This is a genomic window from Candidatus Nanopelagicus abundans (genome assembly GCF_002288305.1).
In the GTDB taxonomy this organism is placed as follows: domain Bacteria; phylum Actinomycetota; class Actinomycetes; order Nanopelagicales; family Nanopelagicaceae; genus Nanopelagicus; species Nanopelagicus abundans.
This window is the reverse complement of the sequence record NZ_CP016779.1, coordinates 1011523-1034351: the sequence shown is the minus strand read 5'-3', so window position 1 is coordinate 1034351 and position 22829 is coordinate 1011523. Positions and strand designations below refer to the sequence as shown.

The following is a 22829-nucleotide window of genomic DNA, read 5'->3' as shown; positions in this document are numbered from 1 at the left end:
AAACTACGCATGTGAGTCAACATTTAATTGCTACTAATCCCCGTGAGAGGTTAATTGATCGAGAGATCAGTTGGCTTGCATTTAATGAGCGTGTATTAGAACTAGCTGAAGATGAAACTAATCCGTTACTCGAACGTTGTCGTTATCTTGCTATTTTCTCTTCAAATCTAGATGACTTTTTTATGATTCGCGTGGCCACACTTAAGCGAAAATTAGAAACCGGAGTCACTAAGAAAAATACCGCAGGTTATTCACCAATTGAACTAATGGAAGAAATATCTAAAAAAACTAAAGAATTAATCTCACGTCAATCAAAATGTTTTCATAATGACCTTATGCCAAAACTAGCTCAAAACGGTATTGAAATTACAGATTGGGAAAGTTTAGATAATGCAGAAAAAGAGTACATAAATAAGATCTTCACAAAAAAGATTTTTCCAGTGCTTACTCCTCTAGCAGTTGATCCCTCTCATCCATTCCCATATATCTCAGGGCTTTCACTTAATTTAGCGGTACTTGTAAGACAACCAGATACAAAAGAGGAGTTATTTGCCAGAGTTAAGGTTCCGGCTTCATTACCAAGATTTATTGAAACAGCTGAGTTTACTGGAGCTAAATTTATACCCCTAGAAAAAGTAATTATTGCTAATTTACATCAATTATTTCCAGGTATGGAGATTGAGGATTATTACACCTTCCGAATTACTAGAAATGCCGATTTGGAGTTAGATGAGGATGAATCAGAGAATCTTTTAGAGTCAATGGAACAAGAATTACTTCGCCGTAAATTTGGTCCACCAGTTCGTCTTGAGGTGGCAAGTGATATTGATTCTGATCTACTTAATAAACTAAAGGTTGAATTATCGATTAAGGAAGAAGATATTTCCCGTTATAAAGAGCCACTTGATTTAACTGGACTAAATCAAATCGCAGATTTAGACCGCCCCGAGTTAAAGTTTGCACCGTTTAGAAACCAGGTTGCCCAAGAATTTAGAGAAATTGATTTAGATTCAAATGATGAATTTTTTGCAGCAATTAGGCGACATGAAATACTTCTACATCACCCATATGACTCATTTAACTCATCAGTTGTAAGGTTTTTAGAGGCAGCAGCAACTGATCCACATGTGCTGGCAATTAAACAAACTTTGTATCGAACCTCCGGTGATTCACCAATTGTTAATGCCTTAATTGAAGCTGCTGAGGCAGGTAAGCAAGTATTAGCTGTCATTGAAATCCGGGCTCGCTTTGATGAGCAGGCAAATGTTAGATGGGCTAGAAAATTAGAAGATGTTGGTGTTCATGTTGTCTATGGACTAGTTGGTTTTAAAACTCATGCCAAATTATCTTTAATTGTTCGAGAAGAAGGAAATGCAGTTCGAAGATACTCACATGTTGGTACAGGTAATTACAATCCAAAAACTGCCCGTATGTATGAAGATTTAGGATTACTTAGCGCAGATGATCAGTTAGGTGAAGACTTAAATAAACTATTTAATCAACTTTCTGGTTTTGCACCGCAATACTCATATGACCGCTTACTAGTAGCACCTCGCACAATTCGCTCCGGTCTACTTGAGCGAATTAATCGAGAGATCGAGAATAAAAAAGCTGGCAAACATGCATTCATTAGGCTAAAACTAAATTCACTACTAGATGAAGAGTTTGTAGAAGCACTTTATGCAGCATCAATTGCCGGTGTTGAGATTGATTTAGTTGTGCGCGGAATATGTTCACTACTTCCAGGTATTCCAGGAGTTTCAGAAAATATAAGGGTCAGATCAGTTTTAGGTAGATTTCTTGAGCATTCTAGAATTTTTCATTTTGCCAATAGCGGAGATGATGAGATTTATATTGGTAGCGCAGATTTGATGGATAGAAACTTAAATCGAAGAGTTGAATCATTAGTTCGAATTACTAGGGCAGAGCATAAGAAGACTTTAATCAAAGCCTTTGATTTATATGTTTCATCAACTACCTCCGGCTGGCACTTATTGCCAACTGGTAAATGGTTAAGGGTTGCTCAAAATCCAGATGCATTACCTATGAATGATCTACAAGCAGTGATGATTGATTCTTATCGAGTTCTCCAATGAGCTCAACAATCTTAGCTGCCGGTGCGGTTGTCTGGCGCAAGAGTGAAAAGAAAAAAATAGAGGTAGTAATAATTCATCGACCAAAATACGATGATTGGACTTTTCCTAAAGGTAAAACAGAGATTGGTGAGCCATTAATATCTTGCGCTCACCGTGAAGTTTTAGAGGAAACTAATATTGAAAGTGCATTTGGCCCTTACTTAGGTGAGGTTGAATACTCAACTACAGATGGTAAAAAGAAAGTATCTTTCTGGTCAGCAAAAGCAATTAAGGAAAAAGAATTTAAAGCAAATGCGGAAGTTGATCAAATAAAGTGGGTCGAAGTTACAAAAGTTAAGAGTTTGCTAACTCTTGATACGGATAAGAAAATTCTTGAAAAATTTATTAATATAGAACTAGACACTAAACCGTTTATATTACTTAGGCATGCCAAAGCGATAACTAGGGATGAGTGGCAAGGTGAAGATGATGATCGACCTCTTGATTCCTATGGTCAAAATCAAGCTAAAAGATTATTAGCAATTTATCAAGTATTTAATCTTGAAGAAATTCACAGCTCAGATGCTGTTCGTTGCTATGACACTGTTAATCCAATTACTAAAGGATTAAATTTAAAACTTGAGGTCACAGGAAAACTTAGCGAAGATACCTATAAAAAGGATAAAGAGAAAGCATTTTATTACGCCAAAGAGCTAATTAAATCTAATCTAAGTGTTCTACTTTGTAGTCATAATCCAATTTTGCCAAAAATGCTTAATAAGTTAACAAAAAAATCAGAGGTTGACGCTGATGAGGGTAAGTTATCTCCAGGTGATGGCTGGGTAATTCACCGTATTGGTAAGGAAATAATTCAAATTGATCGAATTGATGCACCTAGCTTTTAAGCTTCCATCCAATCCATCCATTTAAGGACAACACCTTCTCTAAGAGCCCAAGGGCATATCTCTAATTCTTTAATATCAAGATTTCTCATCACGCTCTCAGCAACAAATGCTCCAGCAACAATTTGTGAAGCTCTATTTTCAGATACCCCGGGTAATTTTGCTCTCGTAGATTCATCCATTTCTGAAAGTTTGGCCGATATTTTTCTAACAGATTCAACCGTAATATTTTTTCCAGAACCATCAAACCAATCACCAGATAGGCGAGCTAAAGTTCTAAGGGTTTTACTTGTTGCAATAGCGCGGTCAGTATCTTGATGTTTAACTAATGAGGGAAGTATCTGTTCTAATTTATTTTCAATATGATCACGCAAAGCTCTTATGCTTTTATCAGTATATGGATCACCTCTTAGAAAATCTTTGGTTAACCGAGCAGCCCCTAGTGGTAGTGAGGTAGCAATCTCAGGAGATTCATCAACTCCAACTGCCATTTCAAGTGAGCCACCACCAATATCAATTACTAATAGTCGCCCACTAGACCAACCAAACCAGCGCCTTGCTGCTAGAAAAGTTAACTTAGCTTCTTCTTCACCTGATAAAACTTGTAAATCTATTTTAAAATCCTTATTAATGGAATTAATTATTTCCTCGCCATTACTTGCTTCTCTAAGAGCTGATGTTGCAAATGGTAGAAGTTCTTGAGTTTGAACAGAGGCTGATTGCTCGATAGCTCTTTTAATGCTACTTCGTAACTTTTCAATACCTTCATCAGAGACTAAATTATCTTCAGAAATGTACTGAGTTAATTTGAGTTCTTCTTTGTAGTTAAAGGTTGGGTTTGGCCTAGCTCCAGGGGATGTATCAACAATTTGTAAGTGCACAGTATTTGATCCGACATCTAGTACACCAAGGCGCATACGGGCAACCTACTAGATTTACTCACTAATTCCTTGTGTGCTCTACCGTGATTTATTCATGGCATAATTACGCCCTCAACCCGCCTCTCTAGCTCAGTGGTAGAGCAGCCGCCTTGTAAGCGGCAGGTCGTCAGTTCAATCCTGACGGGGGGCTCCATCTTTATCTACTTATTTTTTATTACCAATCAAAGTAGAGTTTAATTATGAAATCTAACGACTTTGATGTTGTCATAATTGGTTCAGGATTTGGTGGCTCAGTTGCAGCCCTAAGGCTGACTGAAAAAGGTTACAAAGTCGCTGTCTTAGAAGCAGGGCGAAGGTTCTCTGATAAAGATTTTCCTAAAACTTCTTGGCGATTATCTAGATTTTTATATCTACCTCGTCTTGGCCTGCGTGGTATTCAGCGAATACATGTATTACCTGATGTTTTAGTTTTAGCTGGCGCAGGTGTTGGTGGCGGTTCACTTGTTTATGCAAATACTTTATATAAACCACCAGCCTCCTACTTTGAAGATAAACAATGGAAGCACATCACAGATTGGGATGCTGAGTTAACTCCTTGGTATGACCAGGCATCTCGGATGTTAGGTGTTGCGCAAAATCCATACTTTTCACCATCAGATAAAGCGATGAAAGAAGTGGCAGATCAAATGGGAGTTGGCCACACATTTAAATTAGCTCCTCTTGGTGTTTATTTTGGCGATGGTGCTGGTTTGAAATCTAAAGATCCTTTTTTTGGTGGAGTTGGCCCAGATAGAAGTGGTTGCTTGCAATGCGGTGCATGTATGACTGGATGCAGACATAATGCAAAAAACACATTACCTAAAAATTACTTAGGACTTGCTGAAAAAGCAGGGGCTAAAGTATTTCCAGAACATACTGTTATTAAGACAGAACAATTATCTGATGGTAGCTGGAAGATTACTGCTCGTAAAAGCTCTGCCTGGTTTGGGGGCAAGCGAAGTTTTACCGCTTCCCACGTTGTAGTTGCCGCTGGCACATATAACACTCAGAAGTTATTACATAAAATGAAACTAGATCAGGTACTACCAAAGATAAGTGATCAGTTAGGTAAATTATCTAGAACAAATAGTGAAGCACTAACTGGCAGCATTATGCCTAAGGGTGGTACTGACTTTAGTAAGGGTTCAGCGATTACCTCTTCATTTTTTCCAGATGATCACACCCATGTTGAGCCAGTTAGATACGGCAAAGGCAGCAATTTTATGGGAATGCTGCAGACAGTAATGACAGATGGTGTAAATATTAAAGATCGCAGAAAACAATGGCTTCGACAGATTATTACTAAACCATCACTCGTTTTAAAGATTATGGATGTCAGGCAGTGGAGTGAGCGAACAGTTGTTGCATTAATTATGCAAAATGTTGATTCAGCAATTAGTGTGCAAGCAAAGCGTGGCATATTTGGTTACCGCCTAACATCAAAGAATGATTCCTTAACGCCGAATGCCACATATATCCCGGCTGCTAATGAGGTTGCTCGTCGAGTAGCAGAAAATAATGGCGGCATCGCTGGTGGTCATATTGGCGACTTAGTTAATGCACCATTTACTGCTCACTTTGTTGGTGGTTGCGTAATTGGTGATTCAACCGCAACTGGTGTGATTGATCCATACCATCGTGTTTATAACTACCCAAGTATGCATGTTGTCGATGGTGCATCCGTTACGGCAAATCTTGGTGTTAATCCATCACTGACTATTACTGCCCAAGCAGAACGTGCATTTTCAATGTGGCCAAATAAAGGTGAGATAGATATGAGGCCAGCACAGAATTCACCATATAAAAAAGTTAATGCAGTTATGCCAATCACTCCATTTGTGCCAAAGGGCGCAGTTGGTGAGTTAAGAGTTTCTTAAGATCTTTGCTTGTCTTTTTGCTCGCCTGTTTGGCATCTTAGTAATTGGAAAATCTAATGTTTTATAAAAATCTTTGATTACTTCCTGCATTAATTTAGTTTTCTCATGCACAACACCATGAGAGGTGCCTGGAATAACTGCAAGTCTGCCATTAGGAATCACTTCATACATCTCAAAGGTCATTTTGCTAGTAAATGGCTCATCATCGCCAGCTAAAACTAAAACTGGGCATTTAATCTTTTTTAATTGAGATAGTTTAAGTTTTGGTTCAGTTGCCCAGACTTTAAATGCTTTGGCTTTAATCTCAAGTAATAACTTGGGATCTTGCTTTGTCATCTTTACAAAATTAGCGATCTCTTCATCGCTTGCTTCAACTTTACTTAAATCGAAGGATAAATCAGCATCATAGGTGTAGTTCATTCCAATACCTACCAAAGATTTAATTAACTTAGGATACTTTATTGCAGCTAGTAAACCAATATTGCCACCATCACTATAACCAATAATATGAACCGGTTTTTTAACAACAGTTTTAATAAAGTTAACAAGTTCTTTAACTTGAAAATCAAAGTGCATATAGCCTGATCTAACTTTGGTATAACCATGTGCGCTTCGATCATATGCGTATGGTTCATGAGTTTTGGCAACAGCTGGAAGTATTTCCTTTTCCCACTTAGCGCTGTGGCTTAGTCCGCCGTGAAGTAAAATGACTGGCTCACCATTTTTTTTCCACTTAAGTGACCAGAGTTGATGTCCATCTACTTCAATAAACTTAGCAAATACCGGCTTTGCCATATTTAATAAGAATCCATAATGTGGCGATTGCCTCGATCAAAGGTTAGGTAATTCCAGGTCCAATCTGCCATTGTGCCAATTTTATTTCGCCCACCTAATAGATAAAACAAATGTAACCATAGCCAAATTAGCCAAGCAAGGGCTCCGGCAATCTTGATTCCTTTAACCTGCACAATTGCTTTATTTCGACCAATCGTTGCCATTGAGCCTTTATCTAAATACTTAAAAGAGGTGAGTGCTTTATTTTGGGTTAAACGTTTAATTTGTTTTGCTATAAATTTTCCTTGCTGAATTGCAACTGGCGCCACCATTGGCAGGGCCTTTCCATCTTTACCTAACGCACCAGCAATATCACCTAAGGCCCACACATTTGGATAATTTTTAACCTGCATACTTGGCTCAACTACAACTCTATTTCCAGCAATAGGAAGATTTAACTGGGCCATCGCATCAGCGCCTTTAACTCCTGCGGCCCAGATTGTGATTTCAGAAGGCAAGTTGCTTTGATTACTCAATACTATATTTCTATGTTCGACGGCTTTTACCGGTGAATTAAGAATTACTTTAACCCCTAATTTTTCTAAATCTTTTTTTGTTCGCTCAGATAAGGAAGGTGCGAATGTTGGTAGTAGTCGTGGACCTGCCTCAATTAAGTTGATATCAATATGAGCAGCAGCATGTGCTTGATCAGATTTAAGTGGTCCTCTAATTAATTCTGCGATTGCACCTGCCATCTCAACCCCAGTTGGCCCGCCCCCAACTACTGAGACAGTAAACCTGGTGTTATCTTCAAATCTACAAAGATCTTCAAACCTTCGCATAATCTCAGCTCTAATTGTTAGCGCCTCATGAACAGATTTCATTCCAAGTGTGAATTCTTTAACGCCAGGGATTCCAAAATCTGCCGTAGTTGAACCGAGTGCGATTACTAAGTGATCAAATTTCAATATCTCACTGCTATCTAGTTTTACCTCGTTATTTTTGTGATCAATTGAAATTGGCGAACCCATTCGAAACTTAACATCAGTTTTACGAAGCGCCCCTCGTATGGGATAGGCCACATGATCAGCAGCTAAGCCTGCAGTTGAAACTTGATAAAGAAGTGGCAAAAAGGTTTGAAAGTTATGTCGATCAACCACAGTTACATCAGCAGTTTTAGCCATGGCACGGGCTGCAGTTAAGCCACCAAATCCGCCACCTAAAATTACTACTTTTGGTTTAATCATGAGGGTAAGTCTACAGTTGTCATCATGAGTGATGTGCGCAAAATATTAGTGACTGGGGCCTCAGGCTATGTTGGTGGACGGTTAGTTACTTCATTATTAGAAGATAACGCCCAAGTCCGTGTATTTGTACGAGATGCAAATAAGGCACAAAGTCACTCTTGGGCTTCGAAAGTAGAAATTGCGGTTGGAAATGCCTCTGATTATCAATCAACAGTAAAAGCATTAACTGGTATTCATACCGCTTTTTATTTACTACATTCAATTAATTCAGGAACAAATTTCGACAAAATTGAAGCTGAAATGGCGCGTGGCTTTGCAAAGGCCGCACAAGAAGCAAATGTTAAACAAATAATTTATTTAGGTGGAATAAATAATGATGCAAAAACTAGTAAACATCTAAAATCTCGAGCAAATACTGGCAAAGAGCTAGCCACAACAGATGTTGCTGTCCTTGAGCTTCGGGCTGGAATAATTATTGGTTCAGGCTCAGCCTCATTTGAAATGCTTCGTCATTTAACCCATCGCCTGCCAATTATGACCACACCTAAATGGGTAATGAATCGAACCCATCCAATAGCAATTAGAGATGTGCTTTGGTATTTAAAAAATACTGCAAAGTTAGAAAAACCAGTCTCAGCAGTCTTTGATATTGGCGGTCCTGAAGTTTTAACTTATGCAGATATGATGCAAAAATTTGCTAAATTATCTGGACTGAGAAAGCGATTAATAATAAAAATTCCGGTGCTGACTCCAAATCTTTCAAGTCTTTGGATTGGCTTTGTTACACCAGTACCAACATCACTAGCTAGGCCATTAGTGGGCTCATTAATTAGTGAGGTAGTAGCAGATCCTGAAAAATCAATTAGTAAATTAATTCCGCCTCCTCCCCAAGGCTTAATTGATGTTGAGAATGCAATTAATCTTGCTTTAACTAAGGTTTCAACTAATTCAGTTGATACCCGCTGGTCTGATGCCACACTGCCAACTGCGCCTTGGCAAAAAGCCCAGAGTGATCCTGATTGGGCTGGAGAAGCTTTATATAAAGACACCAGAGAAAGAGTTACCGACGCATCAATTGAAAGTTTATGGAAAGCAATTGAGGAAATTGGTGGAGATAATGGTTGGTATGGCTCTGATTTTCTTTGGTATTTACGTGGCCTAATGGATCGCATGATTGGTGGCGTTGGATTAAGAAGAGGGCGACGAGATCCAATTCATTTAAGAGTAGGTGATTCATTAGATTTTTGGCGAGTTGAGTCAATAGAGGCTGAAAAATCTTTAAAACTCTATGCCGAAATGATTATTCCAGGCAAAGCATGGCTTGAGTTTAGAGTTCGAAAAATGGCAAACGGTAAGAGTGAAATTATCCAGGAAGCAAGTTACTCACCGCGCGGCCTAGGTGGGCAGCTTTATTGGTTTGCAGTAATGCCACTTCATATCTTTGTCTTTCCAACCATGATACGAAACTTAATTAGAAGCGCTAATCGAAAAGATTATGCAGCAGCGAATCCTTTACCTTCATCTAATCTTTAGTTAAATAGATAGATTCCGCCACGCTAAAGCGCTAATCAAAGATTTTTGTCACCCCTTTCTTTTAAGATACTGCCATGTCTGAATCTTTCGCACCCCTTAATGAACAAGCAGCCAATGGGCTTAGTAATCTTGAAATTGAGATGCTTGATTTTGAGCGAACCTGGTGGCGATATGCCGGTGTTAAAGAAAGCTCAATTAAAGAGTTATTTAATTTAACTCCGCCTGCTTACTACCAATTATTAAATAATTTAATAGATCGCAATGAGGCATTACTTGCTGAGCCAATATTGGTTAAGCGCCTGCGTCGTTTGCGAGATAGCCGCACCGCTCAGCGATCTAGCACCAAACTCGGCTTCTCCCTCTAACTAAGCACCGCTCTACCCAGAGCTGCGCTCATTTGGCGCATTGGGAATAAATCCTCTAGATTTACCCTTAGCACTCTAGGGGTGTGAGTGATAAATACACCTGATCGAAAACTTTTAGCAAAACCACAGCAATAAAAATAGAGGGAGAAAATAAAATGGCAAAAATGATTGCCTTCAATGAAGAGGCTCGTCGCGGATTAGAGCGCGGCATGAATGTATTAGCTGATGCGGTCAAGGTAACCCTTGGGCCCCGCGGTCGAAATGTTGTTCTTGAGAAAAAATGGGGAGCGCCAACAATTACTAATGACGGTGTCTCAATTGCTAAAGAGATTGAATTAGATGATCCATGGGAAAAAATCGGTGCAGATTTAGTTAAAGAGGTAGCAAAGAAGACTGATGATGTAGCAGGAGATGGCACAACTACCGCAACAGTTCTTGCTCAAGCAATGGTGCGTGAGGGATTACGCAACGTAGCAGCTGGTTCAAATCCAATGTCACTAAAGCGCGGTATTGAAAAAGCAGTTGAAGCAATATCTGATGAACTATTAAAGATGGCAAAGCCAGTTGAGACTAAAGAGCAGATTGCCGCAACTGCATCTATTTCAGCAGCTGATACAACAATTGGTGAAATGATCGCAGAGGCAATGGATAAGGTTGGTAAAGAAGGCGTAATTACTGTTGAAGAAAGTAATACCTTCGGCCTTGAACTTGAGCTAACAGAGGGTATGCGTTTTGATAAAGGATATATCTCAGCATATTTTGTAACTGACACTGATCGTATGGAAACAGTTATGGAAGATGCTTATATTCTGATTGCAAACTCAAAGATTACAAATATTAAAGATCTAGTTCCAGTACTTGAGAAGGTAATGCAAACTGGTAAGCCGCTAGTAATTATTGCTGAAGATGTTGAAGGTGAAGCACTTTCTACATTAGTAGTAAATAAGATCCGTGGCACATTTAAATCAGTTGCAGTTAAAGCTCCAGGTTTTGGTGATCGTCGCAAGGCAATGCTGCAAGATATTGCAATTTTAACTGGCGCTACTGTGATCTCAGAAGAGGTTGGCCTGAAATTAGATCAAACCACACTTGAACTTCTTGGAACTGCTCGAAAGATTGTAATTGCTAAAGAGGAGACCACCATTGTTGAAGGTGGCGGAGATGCTGAGCAAATTAAGGGCCGAGTTAATCAAATCAGATCTGAGATTGAAAAAAGTGATTCAGATTATGACCGCGAGAAACTACAAGAGCGTCTTGCAAAGTTAGCTGGCGGTGTTGCAGTTATTAAAGCTGGCGCTGCTACTGAAGTTGAACTAAAAGAGCGCAAGCACAGAATCGAAGATGCAGTGCGTAATGCTAAAGCAGCGGTAGAAGAAGGAATTGTTGCTGGTGGCGGCGTTGCATTACTACAAGCTTCAAAAGTTGCTTTTGGTAAATTAAAACTGACAGGGGATGAAGCAACAGGTGCCAAGATTGTTGAGTACGCAGTTGAGTCACCGCTTAAGCAGATTGCAATTAATGCTGGCCTAGAAGGTGGCGTAATTGTTGAAAAGGTGCGCGGTCTTGAAACCGGATTTGGTTTAAATGCTGCAACTGGTGAATATGTTGACATGATTAAAACTGGAATTATTGATCCAGCAAAGGTAACAAGATCTGCATTGCAAAATGCAGCATCAATTGCCGCACTGTTCTTAACTACTGAGGCAGTAATTGCTGATAAGCCAGAGCCAAAGTCTGCTGCGCCAATGCCTGGTGGCGATGGTGGCGGGATGGATTTCTAAAATCCGATAGCAAGTTAGAAAAAGCTCCCGCCTAAAAACGGGGGCTTTTTCATTTGAATATTAAAAACTCATCCCCCACTTTTATACCCATTTTTGTAAAGTGGCCTCTTGGAGCCTCAAATGCATACTTAATTTGTTCACTATGGCTACTAATCGTTTTTAATGAATTTGCTTTAAGTGATTCGATTTGATTAATACGGTTATTTTTATCGAAATTTCGCCAGATAACACCATCTCCCTCTCTGCTTCAGTTTGAGCAAATTCAACTTGGATTAGTTGATCAGTTACTACCGAGTAGCCAGTTTTAAGCTTCGTGGTCTGAGCGTAAGAGTTATCAATTGCTATTTGTGGACATAACAGCAAAGAATAAGTACTGCACCAAGGAAAACTTACTGTTTATCATTGCATTTTAGTCTTTTTAGGAGTAGAGAAGGTGAGTGAGTATTTTAACCGTTTCCAAAATTAGTAAGAAGCCACCCTCTTTCATTATTGCATTTTTATTCGCAACTGCTGCGATATCATCAAGTTACGCTAGTGACGGCATCCCACATAATTTACCTTCGGCCGGAGCACCCCCGGTTGGAGCACCTCCTGCTGGAGCACCTCCTGCTGGAGCACCTCCTGCTGGAGCACCTCCTGCTGGAGCACCTCCTGCTGGAGCACCTCCTGCTGGAACACCTTTCGGACAACCTGGTGGATCATCTTTCGGTCAACCTGGTGGAACATCTTTCGGTCAACCTGGTGGAACATCTTTCGGTCAACCTGGTGGAACATCTTTCGGTCAACCTGGTGGAACATCTTTCGGTCAACCTGGTGGAACATCTTTCGGTCAACCTGGTGGAACATCTTTCGGTCAACCTGGTGGAACATCTTTCGGTCAACCTGGTGGAACATCTTTCGGTCAACCTGGTGGAACATCTTTCGGTCAACCTGGTGGAACATCTTTCGGTCAACCTGGTGGAACATCTTTCGGTCAACCTGGTGGAACATCTTTCGGACAACCTGGCGGAACACCCGGACAACCTGGCGGAACACCCGGACAACCTGGCGGAACACCCGGACAACCTGGCGGAACACCCGGTCAATCTGGCGGACAACCTGGCACATCAACAAAAGGGCCAGGAGTTTTTTACACACCACCTTCCGGTAGTGGATTTGGTTACGTACCACCTTCCGGTAGTGGATTTGGTTACGTACCACCTTCCGGTAGTGGATTTGGTTACGTACCACCTTCTGGTGGTTTAACAGATTACAAACCACCTGCCGGTGGAGTTGGAGCACTACCAACTGGTCCCGCAAATTCATTTCAACCAAGTCAGGTTGCCGGATTTACACCAAACCAAATGGCAGCTTTTAAGCCAGATCAAATGGCGCAGTTAGCACCAAATGCTGTGGGTGCTTTTAGTGCCCAGCAAATTCAAGCATTACCACCTTCAGCAATGGCAGGTATGAATGCTGACCAAATGAAAGCACTACCACCTTCAGCAATGGCTGGAATGGGTGCGCAACAATTTGGGCAACTACCACCTTCAGCAATGGCTGGAATGGGTACGCAACAATTTGGGCAACTACCACCTGCTGCATTTGCTGGAATGACTCAACAACAGATGGGTCAACTAGCTGCAACCACAATGAAAGCATTTAACGCTGGGGCAATTGGCGCAATGGCACCAGCAGCATTTGCTGGTTTTAATGCTGACCAAATGAAAGCATTACCACCAACAGCTATGGGCGGCATGGTTGCTGAGCAATTAAATCAATTACCACCTGCTGCATTTAAGGTGATGGGAACAGCCCAGTTCCAACAACTACCACCAGCTGCATTTGCTGGAATGACTCAACAACAGATGGGTCAACTAGCTGCAACCACAATGAAAGCATTTAACGCTGGGGCAATTGGCGCAATGGCACCTGCTGCATTTGCTGGTTTTAATGCTGAACAAATGAAAGCATTACCACCAACAGCTATGGGCGGCATGGTTGCTGAGCAATTAAATCAATTACCACCTGCTGCATTTAAAGCGATGGGAACAGCCCAGTTCCAACAACTACCACCAGCTGCATTTGCTGGAATGACTCAACAACAGATGGGTCAAATGCCAACTACTGCAATGAGAACATTTGATTCCAAGGATCTTGGCGCAATGGCACCTGCTGCATTTGCTGGAATGAATGCCAATCAAATGAAAGCTATGCCACCAACAGCTATGGGCGGCATGGTTGCTGAACAATTAAATCAATTACCACCTGCTGCATTTAAAGCGATGGGAATTCAACAGCTGCAAGCAATGCCACCTGCTGCATTTGCTGGAATGACTCAACAACAAATGGGTCAACTTCCACCAACTGCGATGAGGGCTTTTGCTGCAAATGATTTAGGCGCAATGGCACCTGCTGCATTTGCTGGAATGAATGCCAATCAAATGAAAGCTATGCCAGCAGCAGCAATGGGCGGCATGGTTGCTGAGCAATTAAATCAATTACCACCTACTGCAATTAAAGCGATGGGTACACAACAGCTTCAAAAATTACCACCTGCTGCATTTGCTGGAATGACCTTAGGACAGATGGGTCAAATGTCAGCTGCTGCATTTAAGGGACTTTCCAATGCTGCACGTGGTGAGTTACCTGCAACAGCGTTGGCGGGATTAACCGCAGCTCAAGGCAAAGGTTTAAGTGCTACTCAACTTAGGGCATTTAGTCCTGAACAAAAAGCTGCAATACCTGAGAGTGTAAAAGATGCATTAAGTGCTCCCCAGAAGGCAGCTCTGGATGTTGGTTAATTAAAGTTTAAAGAAAGCGGATCCCTTCCTCCGCTTCTTTAAACCGAGGATTAAAATAAGAGCCTTCCGATAAATAAGGAAGGCTCTTATTTTATTTCAACAAATTACTGTGCAAAAACAACCTGATTTTGGTTACTAATCTAATGTTGCTAGGCTTGTCATATTATGGCTAAGAAAAAATCATTGTTTAAAAAGCTGCGTAAGGCGAGCAGTTCATTGGTGGCAGAACCTGAGGCACCAGTTGATGATTTAATTCTAGAAGCACTTGCTAAGCCAAAAGTTGAGCAGGTAGTTGCTCCTGCAATTATTAGAAAACCATATATTGCGCCAGAGAAAACCTATCCTGCAGTTACTAATGTTGAAGTAAATAAAAATGATATTTTCGGCGCTCTAGATATGGCAAAGCAAGCAGTAATCGAAGATGCTGGAAAGCGTGAGTATGTTGGAGAGTTTTATTCAATTGATTCTGATGAAGAGCGAATTGCTACATATCTTTTTGAAGCAAAACTTCCTGGCTATGACGGCTGGCGATGGGCGGTAACTGTTGCAAAAGTTGATGAGCAAAGTGCGCCAACGATTTGCGATGTAGTTTTATTACCAGGTACTAAAGCATTACTTGCTCCTAATTGGATTCCATATTCACAAAGAATTCAACCTGGTGATCTTGGTGTTGGTGATGTTGTGCCAACAGCTGCTGATGATGAGCGATTAACTCAAGGTTATGCCGCACTTCCTGAGGATGAAGAGTTAGATATAACTCAACTATTTGAATTTGGTTTAGGTAGAGCAAGAGTTCTATCTGTTATTGGCCGCGATGCAGCAAGTAAGAGATGGTATGAAGGAGATCGTGGTCCTAAAACACCAATTGCGCGATCTGCTCCTAAGCCATGTCAGTCTTGTGGTTTCTTTATTCCAATTGCTGGCTCACTTAGAACTACCTTTGGTGTTTGCTCAAATGCGATCTCACCAGAGGATGCACGGGTGGTCTCCTTTGATCACGGCTGTGGCGCGCATTCTGAGGCGCTAATTAAGGCTGAATAAACCCATTACCGCCCGCCACAGTTGGTGGGTTAAACTAAGCACCTGCCCATCTAGAGATGGCCTAAACGAATATAAAAAATTTGAAAGGAGATACCAATGCCTAGTGGCCGCGTTAAATGGTTTAGTTTAGAAAAAGGTTTTGGCTTTATCTCAAATGATGAAGGCGAAGATGTTTACCTTTCAGCCGATGCCCTGCCAAGTGGTGTAACAACTGTTAAGCCAGGCACAAAGCTTGAGTTTTCAATTGCTGATGGCCGTCGTGGTCCTCAAGCACTTTCAGTTTCAATTGTTGAAGCACCACCAACTATGGCTGGTAATTCACGTGGTAAAAATGATGATCTAGCTGCAATGATTGAAGACACAATTAAAATATTAGATCGCTTTGGCAATGGCTTGCGAAGTGGTCGCAGCTCATCGGCAGCAGATTCTGAGCGATTAGCTAAAGTTTTGCGGGGTATTGCTTCACAAATTGAGGGAAATTAAAGCAAGCCTTTACGGCCTCGTTTAATTGTGTAGCGAAGTCCAATCACACCAAGTAATGCTCCGACTGCGCAGATCCAGAGCACATTACTATCGGCGTTCATTACGAATGCAAATACTAAAGCGATAATCCAAAGCACAATTCCCATAGCAATTACAAAGATTGATTGCTTCATAAATATAGTCTAACTAGATAATCCGCTAATTAACACCATGCTAACCATTCCAAACAAGATTGCTATGGTGACTATTCTTCTAAATCTAGGACTCATCATTTAGCTAGCCTCTCCACTACATACTCAATTGAGGCAGTTAGCGCGTCAATATCACTTGGTTCTACCGCTGGGAACATTCCAATTCTAAGTTGATTCTTACCTAACTTACGATATGGATCAGTATCAACGATGCCATTAGCGCGCAAGATTTTTGCAATTTCAAGAGCGTCAATACTTTCATCAAAATTAATTGTGCCAACTACTTTAGATCGCATTGCTGCATCTGTAACAAATGGTGTGGTGTAGCTTGTTTTCTCAGCCCAACTATAAAGACGATTTGATGAATCTTCACTACGGCCTGCGGCAAACTTTAAGCCACCATTTTTGTTCATCCAATTAAGTTGTTCGGCTAATAAAATTATTGTGGCAAGTGCTGGTGTGTTATATGTTTGATCAAGGCGAGAGTTTTCGATTGCAATGCTTAAATCAAAAAATGCTGGTACCCAACGCCCACTTGTCTTTATTTTTTCAACTCTGGCAATTGCTGCCGGGCTCATTATTGCTATCCATAGCCCGCCATCTGAGGCAAAGGATTTTTGTGGAGCAAAGTAGTAACAATCAGATTGAGAAATATCTAAGTCCAAGCCACCAGCAGCACTTGTTGCATCAACTAAAACGAGTGCACCATCTGATCCCTTAGGGCGAATAATTGGCATCATTACCCCGGTGCTAGTTTCATTATGGGTAAGTGCGTAAGTATCAATATCTGTTTCAATTTTAGGAAGTGGATGAGAGCCTGGCTCAGTTTTAATTACAGATGGATCACCAATCATTGGCGCCTCTTTAGCCGCAGCAGCAAACTTTGATGAGAACTCACCAAATACTAAGTGTTGAGATTTATTTTCAATTAAGCCAAAGGTTGCAATATCCCAAAACGCAGTTGATCCACCATTACCAATTACTACTTCATAACCATCAGGAAGTGAGAAGAGTGATTTAAGGCCGTTTCTTACTTGAGCAACAACCTCTTTAACTGGTTTTTGTCGATGACTTGTTCCTAAAACTTTTCCATAATTACTCGCTAAGTTAGCCAGAGAAGCTGGCAAAATCTTTGATGGCCCACAACCAAATCTGCCATCAGATGGTTTTAAATTATCTGGGATCTTAATTTCACTCATTGGTAGATATTAGGGGTTAAGCCGTTTAAGTTGCCAATTATTATTTTTTTCTCTCACATATCGGATTCGATCGTGCAGGCGAGAGTATCTGCCCTGCCAAAACTCAATTGAAATGGGATCGACAATGTAACCACCCCAATATGGCGGTGTTGGAATTACCTCTTCTTTAGCAAACTTATTTTCTAACTCTTTAAATTTATTTTCTAACTCCTGGCGAGAGCTTAACTCGGCAGATTGCTCACTTGCCCAAGCACCAATTTGTGAAGAACGTGGGCGAGTAGCGAAGTATTTTTCTGAGTCTTGCCTTGCTATTTTAGTAGCACTTCCAATCACAATTACCTGACGCTCCATTGGATACCAAGGAAAAAGTAATGAAACATTTTTATTTTCAGATATCTGTTTACCTTTGCGAGATTCATAATTTGAAAAGAATGTAAATCCGGCGTCAGTTAGATCTTTAAGTAGCACAGTTCTACTAGTTGGTTGATCATCAACCTCAGTTGATAAGACCATGGCATTTGCCTCAACCACGATCTCATTAGCAGCTGCCTGAGTTAGCCAGGTGTTAAATAATTCAATCGGGTTTGGTGGTAATTCACCCTCGATTAATCCATGCTCACCGTACTGGCGGCGCATTGCGGCGATATCTTCACGGCTTGTCATATTGGGAAAATCTTACAACCCTTTCCAGTTTGGCTACTTTGCTATTAGGTAGCACAATAGGCACCGTATTTATAATGTGAGGGAGTACTCAGTTGGCAGAAGATTTTAAGCCCGGCCTTGAGGGCGTAATTGCTTTTGAATCAAAAATTGCCGAACCCGATAAAGAGGGAAGTGCGCTTAGATATCGCGGCGTTGATATTGATGATTTAGTTGGCAGAGTTACCTTTGGAAATGTTTGGGGATTATTAGTAGATGATGAATTTAATCCTGGACTGCCACCTGCTGAACCATTTTTAATTCCAGTACATACTGGAGATGTAAGAGTTGATGTGCAATCTGCGATTGCAATGCTTACACCTGCTTGGGGCTTAAAACCATTACTTGATATTTCAGATGATGAAGCAAGAAGTAATTTAGCAAGAGTTTCTGTGATGGTACTTTCATACGTTGCTCAATCTGCTCGAGGAACAATTGCAACTGCAATCCCACAAAATGAAATTGATAAAGCACATACGGTTGTGGAGCGAATGATGATTCGCTGGCGTGGAGAGCCTGATCCAGTACACGTTCGAGCAATTGATGCTTACTTTGTATCAGCTGCTGAACATGGCATGAATGCTTCAACATTTACTGGTCGAGTAATCGCTTCAACGGGCGCCGATGTTGCCGCATCTATTTCAGGTGCAATTGGCGCGATGAGTGGACCATTACATGGTGGCGCTCCGGCGCGCGTGCTCTCTATGATTGAAGCAGTTGAAAAATCTGGAAATGCTGAAGCTTATGTGAAATCTATTTTAGATAAGGGTGAGAGGTTAATGGGATTTGGTCATCGTGTATATCGCGCTGAGGATCCACGTGCTCGAACATTGCGCCGAACCGCTAAAGAATTAAACGCACCTCGTTATGAGGTTGCACTCGCTCTTGAGAAAGCAGCGCTAGTTGAATTAAAAGCGCGCCAACCAGATCGAGTGCTTGAAACAAATGTTGAGTTTTGGGCAGCAATAGTTTTAGATTTTGCAAAGGTGCCAGCAAACTTATTTACGGCAATGTTTACCGCAGCAAGAACTGCAGGTTGGTCTGCGCATATTTTAGAACAAAAGCACTCTGGTCGAATTATTCGCCCATCTTCACGCTACGTTGGACCAGGCCCACGCAAACCACAAGATGTTAAGGGATGGGATGAGAGCGTGGAGTCACTGCACTCCTAGGATAAGCCGATGAGCAGCAGATCAATCCTTTGGTTCCGGCGCGATCTACGTATTAGTGATCACCCAGCATTGTTAGCAGCATTAGCTGAAAGTGATGAAATTATTCCAGTATTTATCTTAGACCCCACTTTAATTAAAACCGCTGGTAGTAAGCGGCTGGCATATTTAGGTCAATCACTGCGCCACTTAGATGAATCACTAAATAACTCGCTACAGATTTTAGTTGGTGATCAAATTACTGTTCTCAAAGAATTGCAGAAAAAATATAACGCAGAGTCTGTGCATATTTCAGCTGAGTATGAACCATATGGCGCAAAGCGCGATGAAGAAGTTGAAAAAGCCGGGATTAAATTAATTAGAACTGGTTCACCATATGCAGTTGCCCCAGGTCGGGTATTAAAACCAAGTGATCAAAGCCCATACCGGGTATACACCCCTTTTTATCGCGGCTGGTGTGCTCATGGATGGCGCAAACCTGCACAGAAACCAACAGAGATTAAAACTGTTAGCGCTGATAAATCTGCACGGGAATTTCCAGATTGGAAACTGCCACAAGGTGTAATCATTACCCAAGCAGGAGAAGCGGCAGCTATTGAAAGATTTAAATACTTTCAAAAAAATGGCCTAGATGAATACGATGTCACAAGAAATCTTGCTGGCATTGATGGCACTAGCAAAATGAGTGCCCATCTTAAGTGGGGTGAGATTCACCCACGAACTTTGCTAGCGCCATTAGGTGAGAGTAAAGCCCATGATGTTTATCGTAAGGAAATTGCCTGGCGTGAGTTCTATGCCGATGTTTTATTTAATAATCCCACAACCGAAACTGATTACTACGCACCAGCATTTGCCAAGATGCGTTATGACAAACCAGGTGAGAAATTTAAAGCTTGGTGTGAAGGAAAAACAGGCTATCCATTTGTTGATGCTGCAATGCGCCAATTAATTAATGAGGGCTGGATGCATAATCGCACCAGAATGGTTGTTGCCTCCTTTCTTGTAAAAGATCTGCATTTAGAGTGGCAATTAGGTGAGAGATTTTTTCGCGAGCATCTAATTGACTACGATGTTGCCTCAAATGCTCACGGCTGGCAGTGGACGGCAGGATGCGGCACAGATGCTTCTCCTTATTACCGGGTGTTTAATCCAATTGAGCAGGGTAAAAGATTTGATGAAGATGGCGCATATATAAAGAAGTATGTACCAGAGCTAGCTCATTTAAAGGGAATAGATGTGCATGAACCATGGAATGCTAATGATGGATACTTAAAAAATTATCCAAAGCAAATAGTTGATCACGCTTTAGAGCGCATTGAATCCCTCGCCCGGTTAGAGGAGATTAAAGTAAGTAAGCCACTTCCGCCGGCAAAGTAATTAAACTAGGAAGTTACTAAACTGCCAAGGATCACTTTCATCGTAATTACGATTATTCCAACCCTTAAACAAATCATTTCTATGCATAAGTGGATCCCAATCAGCAGCGGCTGAGTGATAGCCTCCCCAATATTTTTCTGCATATGCTAAAACTTCTCGCCAAGGCAGATCATCTGGAACGCGATAGCCAGCATTTGGATTAGCCATTGCCCAGGCAACTGCGGCATAAACCGCGCTAGCAACCTGCACAGTTGTGGCAGATTGTTTTGGAATTAATTTTCTAGAGTCATGAATATTAAGTAATGAGCCAGTCCACCAAGACTTATAAGCGTGGCCCATCAATAGGACACCTAATCGATCATCACCATCAATAATTTCTTCGTTCATAATTCTTTGATTAGTTGTTAGATCCCATTGGCGCATCTCAAGCTCATGCATTGAAGCAACAGCTGCATCAGTTGGGCAGTAGGCGTAATGAACAGTTGGCCGATACACCGCTTTATCTTTATCCCAAACAGTTAAGTGATCACTTATTGTGAATGCTTCGCCATGGCGAATTACCATGCCAGTAGTTTCCATATTTGGCACCCATGATCTGACCCAAGTTTTAGCACCAGGTTGGGCAATACAAATCTGATTTTTTGGACCATCTGGGTGTTGATAAGCATTTATTGGAAGTGTTTTTTCATGCGTTCCCCAACCTAATTCAGCTGGCGCAATTCCTTCTTCATAAAATCCTTCAACTGACCAGGTATTAACAAACTCATTTACTTGCTTTGGTTTATCTGTAACTTGCGTATCACGCTCAGCAATATGAATTACTTTAACGCCAAGTTTGTGAGCAAGGGATGCAAAGTTTTCACTCTCATATGCTTCTTTAACGCCAGCGCCATCCTTACCATCTTTAATTGCCTGAGTTGCAATATCAAATAATGCTTTCTTAGTTAGATGTGAAACTAAGCCAGGGTTAGCGCCATGCTCAACAACTGCTGTTGGCCCTTTGCCGCCCCAGGTATTTGTTAATTTACGCAATTTCATATGACGCCAGTAAAGAGTGCGCTCAGTTGGATTCCTAGCCGCACCTGCTGAATATGGATCCCACTCTTCAACTGATGTATTTAAATAAATAACACCATGATCATGAGCCCACTCAATTATTTCATTTGCATCAATATTCCATGCTAAATCTAAAAGAAAATCACCTGTAGTTAAATACTTAGATAAAAACTGATCCATGTTTTCGCGAGTTAGTTGATCTTGCACATATGTAGCACCGGCTGTGATCGCACCTGTTACTCGCTCTCGGTTATCACGCATATCGATGATCGTGATCTGTTTTGCATCTACTAGATGCTCAATTAAAAGTGGAAGTACACATTGTGATACTGAACCTGCACCTAAAACCAGAACTCGATTCTCAAAGCGTGCTGCCAATTAGGACCTCCGTTATTCTTGCTAAAGGATTTAGCCAGTGAAGATTAACCTATTTTATCTTTTCACCTTGCCACATCAGAACACCGGATTTGCTTCGCTTGGCCTCATACATCGCAAGGTCAGCAAGTCCTAGGCAATTACTACTTCCACACGCCACATCAATTGGCGCATAACCAATGCTGACATCGATCTTCACCTGCTTATGTGGCAGTGAGATTGGGTAACTAAGTGTTGCCCTAATTCCAAGAGCTAACTCTGTTGCATGCTCTTGATCAACTTGGGCTAGAACACCAAACTCATCACCACCTAACCGAGCAAGCAGGCCAGCATCTGAAATCACTCGATTAAATCTATTTGCCACCTGCTTTAGAAGTTGATCACCAGCTTCATGGCCTAGTGAGTCATTTATATTTTTAAAACCATTTAGATCGAGTAAAAAAATATACCCAGATTTAAGTTTGGCTAGCTCTTGTAAAAAGTTTCGCCGATTTGATAACCCAGTTAATTCATCAGTCCTAGCTAGCACTCGCTCTGAACTTGCGGTGTTTGCCTCCTGCAACGCAAAACTCATTCGGATAAATGCCAGAGCAATTGTTATAAATGCAGGCAGCAGTATGAATTCTGGAAAGTATCCTGGGTTTAGTGCTGCAATTCCAAGCAAGCTAGCACTTGCAACTAATGAAATTGTTGCGCTGTAGGAAGAGATTTTATCAAAGAACTTCACCTGAGCGCAGTCATGAGATAGTGATAGCGCAATTAAAAATAAACCAATAATCCAGCCATCATCAGTAATTGCGCCAAATTCATATCTTGTATTAATAGATGACCAAATAAAAAATAAATCAGAGAACGCAAAGCAAAGTATTCCCGAACAAAGTAAAAACGATCTAATACTCACTGGACTTAACAACGCATAAACTAATGCAATTGCCAGTAACACAATGTCACCGACTGGATAAAGAATGGAGATAAAGACAGT

General features: G+C 41.1%; 19 protein-coding genes and 1 tRNA gene. 12 read left to right on the top strand and 8 right to left on the bottom strand.

The window, feature by feature from the left end:
* The first annotated feature begins 11 nt into the window (after positions 1 to 11).
* Both B1sIIB91_RS05330 and B1sIIB91_RS05325 read left to right on the top strand, forming a co-directional pair.
* Positions 12 to 2096 carry an RNA degradosome polyphosphate kinase gene (locus B1sIIB91_RS05330; protein ID WP_095688547.1) on the top strand — a complete coding sequence of 695 codons (2085 nt, stop codon included), beginning with the start codon at positions 12 to 14 and terminating at the stop codon, positions 2094 to 2096.
* Entirely contained in the window at positions 2093 to 2980 is an 888-nt protein-coding gene (locus B1sIIB91_RS05325) for an NUDIX hydrolase (RefSeq protein ID WP_095688546.1), read from the top strand. Before B1sIIB91_RS05330 ends, B1sIIB91_RS05325 begins: the two co-directional genes overlap by 4 nt.
* On the opposite strand, the gene B1sIIB91_RS05320 is transcribed toward B1sIIB91_RS05325, so the two are convergent.
* On the bottom strand, positions 2977 to 3894 hold the full coding sequence (locus tag B1sIIB91_RS05320) for a Ppx/GppA family phosphatase (protein ID WP_095688545.1): 918 nt from the start codon (positions 3892 to 3894) through the stop codon (positions 2977 to 2979). The two genes, B1sIIB91_RS05325 and B1sIIB91_RS05320, sit on opposite strands and share 4 nt — an antisense overlap.
* A gap of 82 nt (positions 3895 to 3976) precedes the next feature.
* Between B1sIIB91_RS05320 and B1sIIB91_RS05315 the strand changes: the two genes are divergently transcribed.
* Positions 3977 to 4051 (top strand) — tRNA-Thr (locus B1sIIB91_RS05315).
* A gap of 46 nt (positions 4052 to 4097) precedes the next feature.
* Positions 4098 to 5774 (top strand): GMC family oxidoreductase, encoded by a 1677-nt coding sequence (locus tag B1sIIB91_RS05310; RefSeq protein ID WP_095688544.1) that lies wholly within the window; start codon positions 4098 to 4100, stop codon positions 5772 to 5774.
* Here B1sIIB91_RS05310 and B1sIIB91_RS05305 read toward each other — a convergent pair.
* Together B1sIIB91_RS05305 and B1sIIB91_RS05300 are read right to left on the bottom strand one after the other, a co-directional pair.
* Positions 5760 to 6569, bottom strand: a complete 810-nt coding sequence (locus B1sIIB91_RS05305) for an alpha/beta fold hydrolase (protein WP_095688543.1) — start codon at positions 6567 to 6569, stop codon at positions 5760 to 5762. The genes B1sIIB91_RS05310 and B1sIIB91_RS05305 overlap by 15 nt on opposite strands.
* Before the next feature lie 2 nt (positions 6570 to 6571).
* Positions 6572 to 7795 (bottom strand): NAD(P)/FAD-dependent oxidoreductase, encoded by a 1224-nt coding sequence (locus B1sIIB91_RS05300; RefSeq protein ID WP_095688542.1) that lies wholly within the window; start codon positions 7793 to 7795, stop codon positions 6572 to 6574.
* Positions 7796 to 7819: 24 nt separating this feature from the next.
* On the opposite strand from B1sIIB91_RS05300, the gene B1sIIB91_RS05295 reads away from it, so the two are divergent.
* From B1sIIB91_RS05295 to B1sIIB91_RS05265, 6 genes are all read left to right on the top strand, one after another.
* Complete coding sequence (locus B1sIIB91_RS05295) at positions 7820 to 9328, top strand: SDR family oxidoreductase (RefSeq protein ID WP_095688541.1); 1509 nt, start codon at positions 7820 to 7822, stop codon at positions 9326 to 9328.
* Between the two features lie 74 nt (positions 9329 to 9402).
* Complete coding sequence (locus B1sIIB91_RS05290; RefSeq protein WP_095688540.1) at positions 9403 to 9693, top strand: DUF3263 domain-containing protein; 291 nt, start codon at positions 9403 to 9405, stop codon at positions 9691 to 9693.
* Between the two features lie 155 nt (positions 9694 to 9848).
* Positions 9849 to 11474, top strand: a complete 1626-nt coding sequence (groL, locus tag B1sIIB91_RS05285) for a chaperonin GroEL (protein ID WP_018227359.1) — start codon at positions 9849 to 9851, stop codon at positions 11472 to 11474.
* Positions 11475 to 11911: 437 nt separating this feature from the next.
* Positions 11912 to 14257, top strand: coding sequence for a hypothetical protein (locus B1sIIB91_RS06105; protein WP_236861116.1), 2346 nt, complete (start codon positions 11912 to 11914; stop codon positions 14255 to 14257).
* Positions 14258 to 14422: 165 nt separating this feature from the next.
* Entirely contained in the window at positions 14423 to 15298 is an 876-nt protein-coding gene (locus B1sIIB91_RS05270) for a DUF3027 domain-containing protein (RefSeq protein WP_095688538.1), read from the top strand.
* A gap of 96 nt (positions 15299 to 15394) precedes the next feature.
* The gene (locus B1sIIB91_RS05265; RefSeq protein WP_095688537.1) at positions 15395 to 15781 is read left to right on the top strand and encodes a cold-shock protein; all 387 of its coding nucleotides are present in this window, start codon (positions 15395 to 15397) and stop codon (positions 15779 to 15781) included.
* Here the strand turns inward: B1sIIB91_RS05265 and B1sIIB91_RS05260 are convergent.
* From B1sIIB91_RS05260 to pdxH, 3 genes are all read right to left on the bottom strand, one after another.
* The gene (locus B1sIIB91_RS05260) at positions 15778 to 15954 is read right to left on the bottom strand and encodes a DUF2530 domain-containing protein (protein ID WP_095688536.1); all 177 of its coding nucleotides are present in this window, start codon (positions 15952 to 15954) and stop codon (positions 15778 to 15780) included. The two genes, B1sIIB91_RS05265 and B1sIIB91_RS05260, sit on opposite strands and share 4 nt — an antisense overlap.
* A gap of 95 nt (positions 15955 to 16049) precedes the next feature.
* Complete coding sequence (serC, locus tag B1sIIB91_RS05255; protein WP_095688535.1) at positions 16050 to 17171, bottom strand: phosphoserine transaminase; 1122 nt, start codon at positions 17169 to 17171, stop codon at positions 16050 to 16052.
* A gap of 9 nt (positions 17172 to 17180) precedes the next feature.
* Positions 17181 to 17834 (bottom strand): pyridoxamine 5'-phosphate oxidase, encoded by a 654-nt coding sequence (gene pdxH / locus B1sIIB91_RS05250; RefSeq protein WP_095688534.1) that lies wholly within the window; start codon positions 17832 to 17834, stop codon positions 17181 to 17183.
* Positions 17835 to 17926: 92 nt separating this feature from the next.
* Here pdxH and B1sIIB91_RS05245 point away from each other — a divergent pair, with 92 nt between their 5' ends.
* Together B1sIIB91_RS05245 and B1sIIB91_RS05240 are read left to right on the top strand one after the other, a co-directional pair.
* Entirely contained in the window at positions 17927 to 19042 is a 1116-nt protein-coding gene (locus B1sIIB91_RS05245) for a citrate synthase 2 (RefSeq protein WP_095688533.1), read from the top strand.
* Between the two features lie 9 nt (positions 19043 to 19051).
* Positions 19052 to 20416: a cryptochrome/photolyase family protein gene (locus B1sIIB91_RS05240; protein WP_095688532.1), complete on the top strand. Its 1365-nt coding sequence runs from the start codon at positions 19052 to 19054 to the stop codon at positions 20414 to 20416.
* Here B1sIIB91_RS05240 and B1sIIB91_RS05235 read toward each other — a convergent pair whose 3' ends face one another.
* Positions 20417 to 21850, bottom strand: coding sequence for a saccharopine dehydrogenase NADP-binding domain-containing protein (locus tag B1sIIB91_RS05235; protein ID WP_095688531.1), 1434 nt, complete (start codon positions 21848 to 21850; stop codon positions 20417 to 20419). It abuts the gene before it with no gap.
* 49 nt (positions 21851 to 21899) lie between these two features.
* Complete coding sequence (locus B1sIIB91_RS05230; protein ID WP_223298594.1) at positions 21900 to 22790, bottom strand: GGDEF domain-containing protein; 891 nt, start codon at positions 22788 to 22790, stop codon at positions 21900 to 21902.
* Positions 22791 to 22829: the final 39 nt, after the last annotated feature.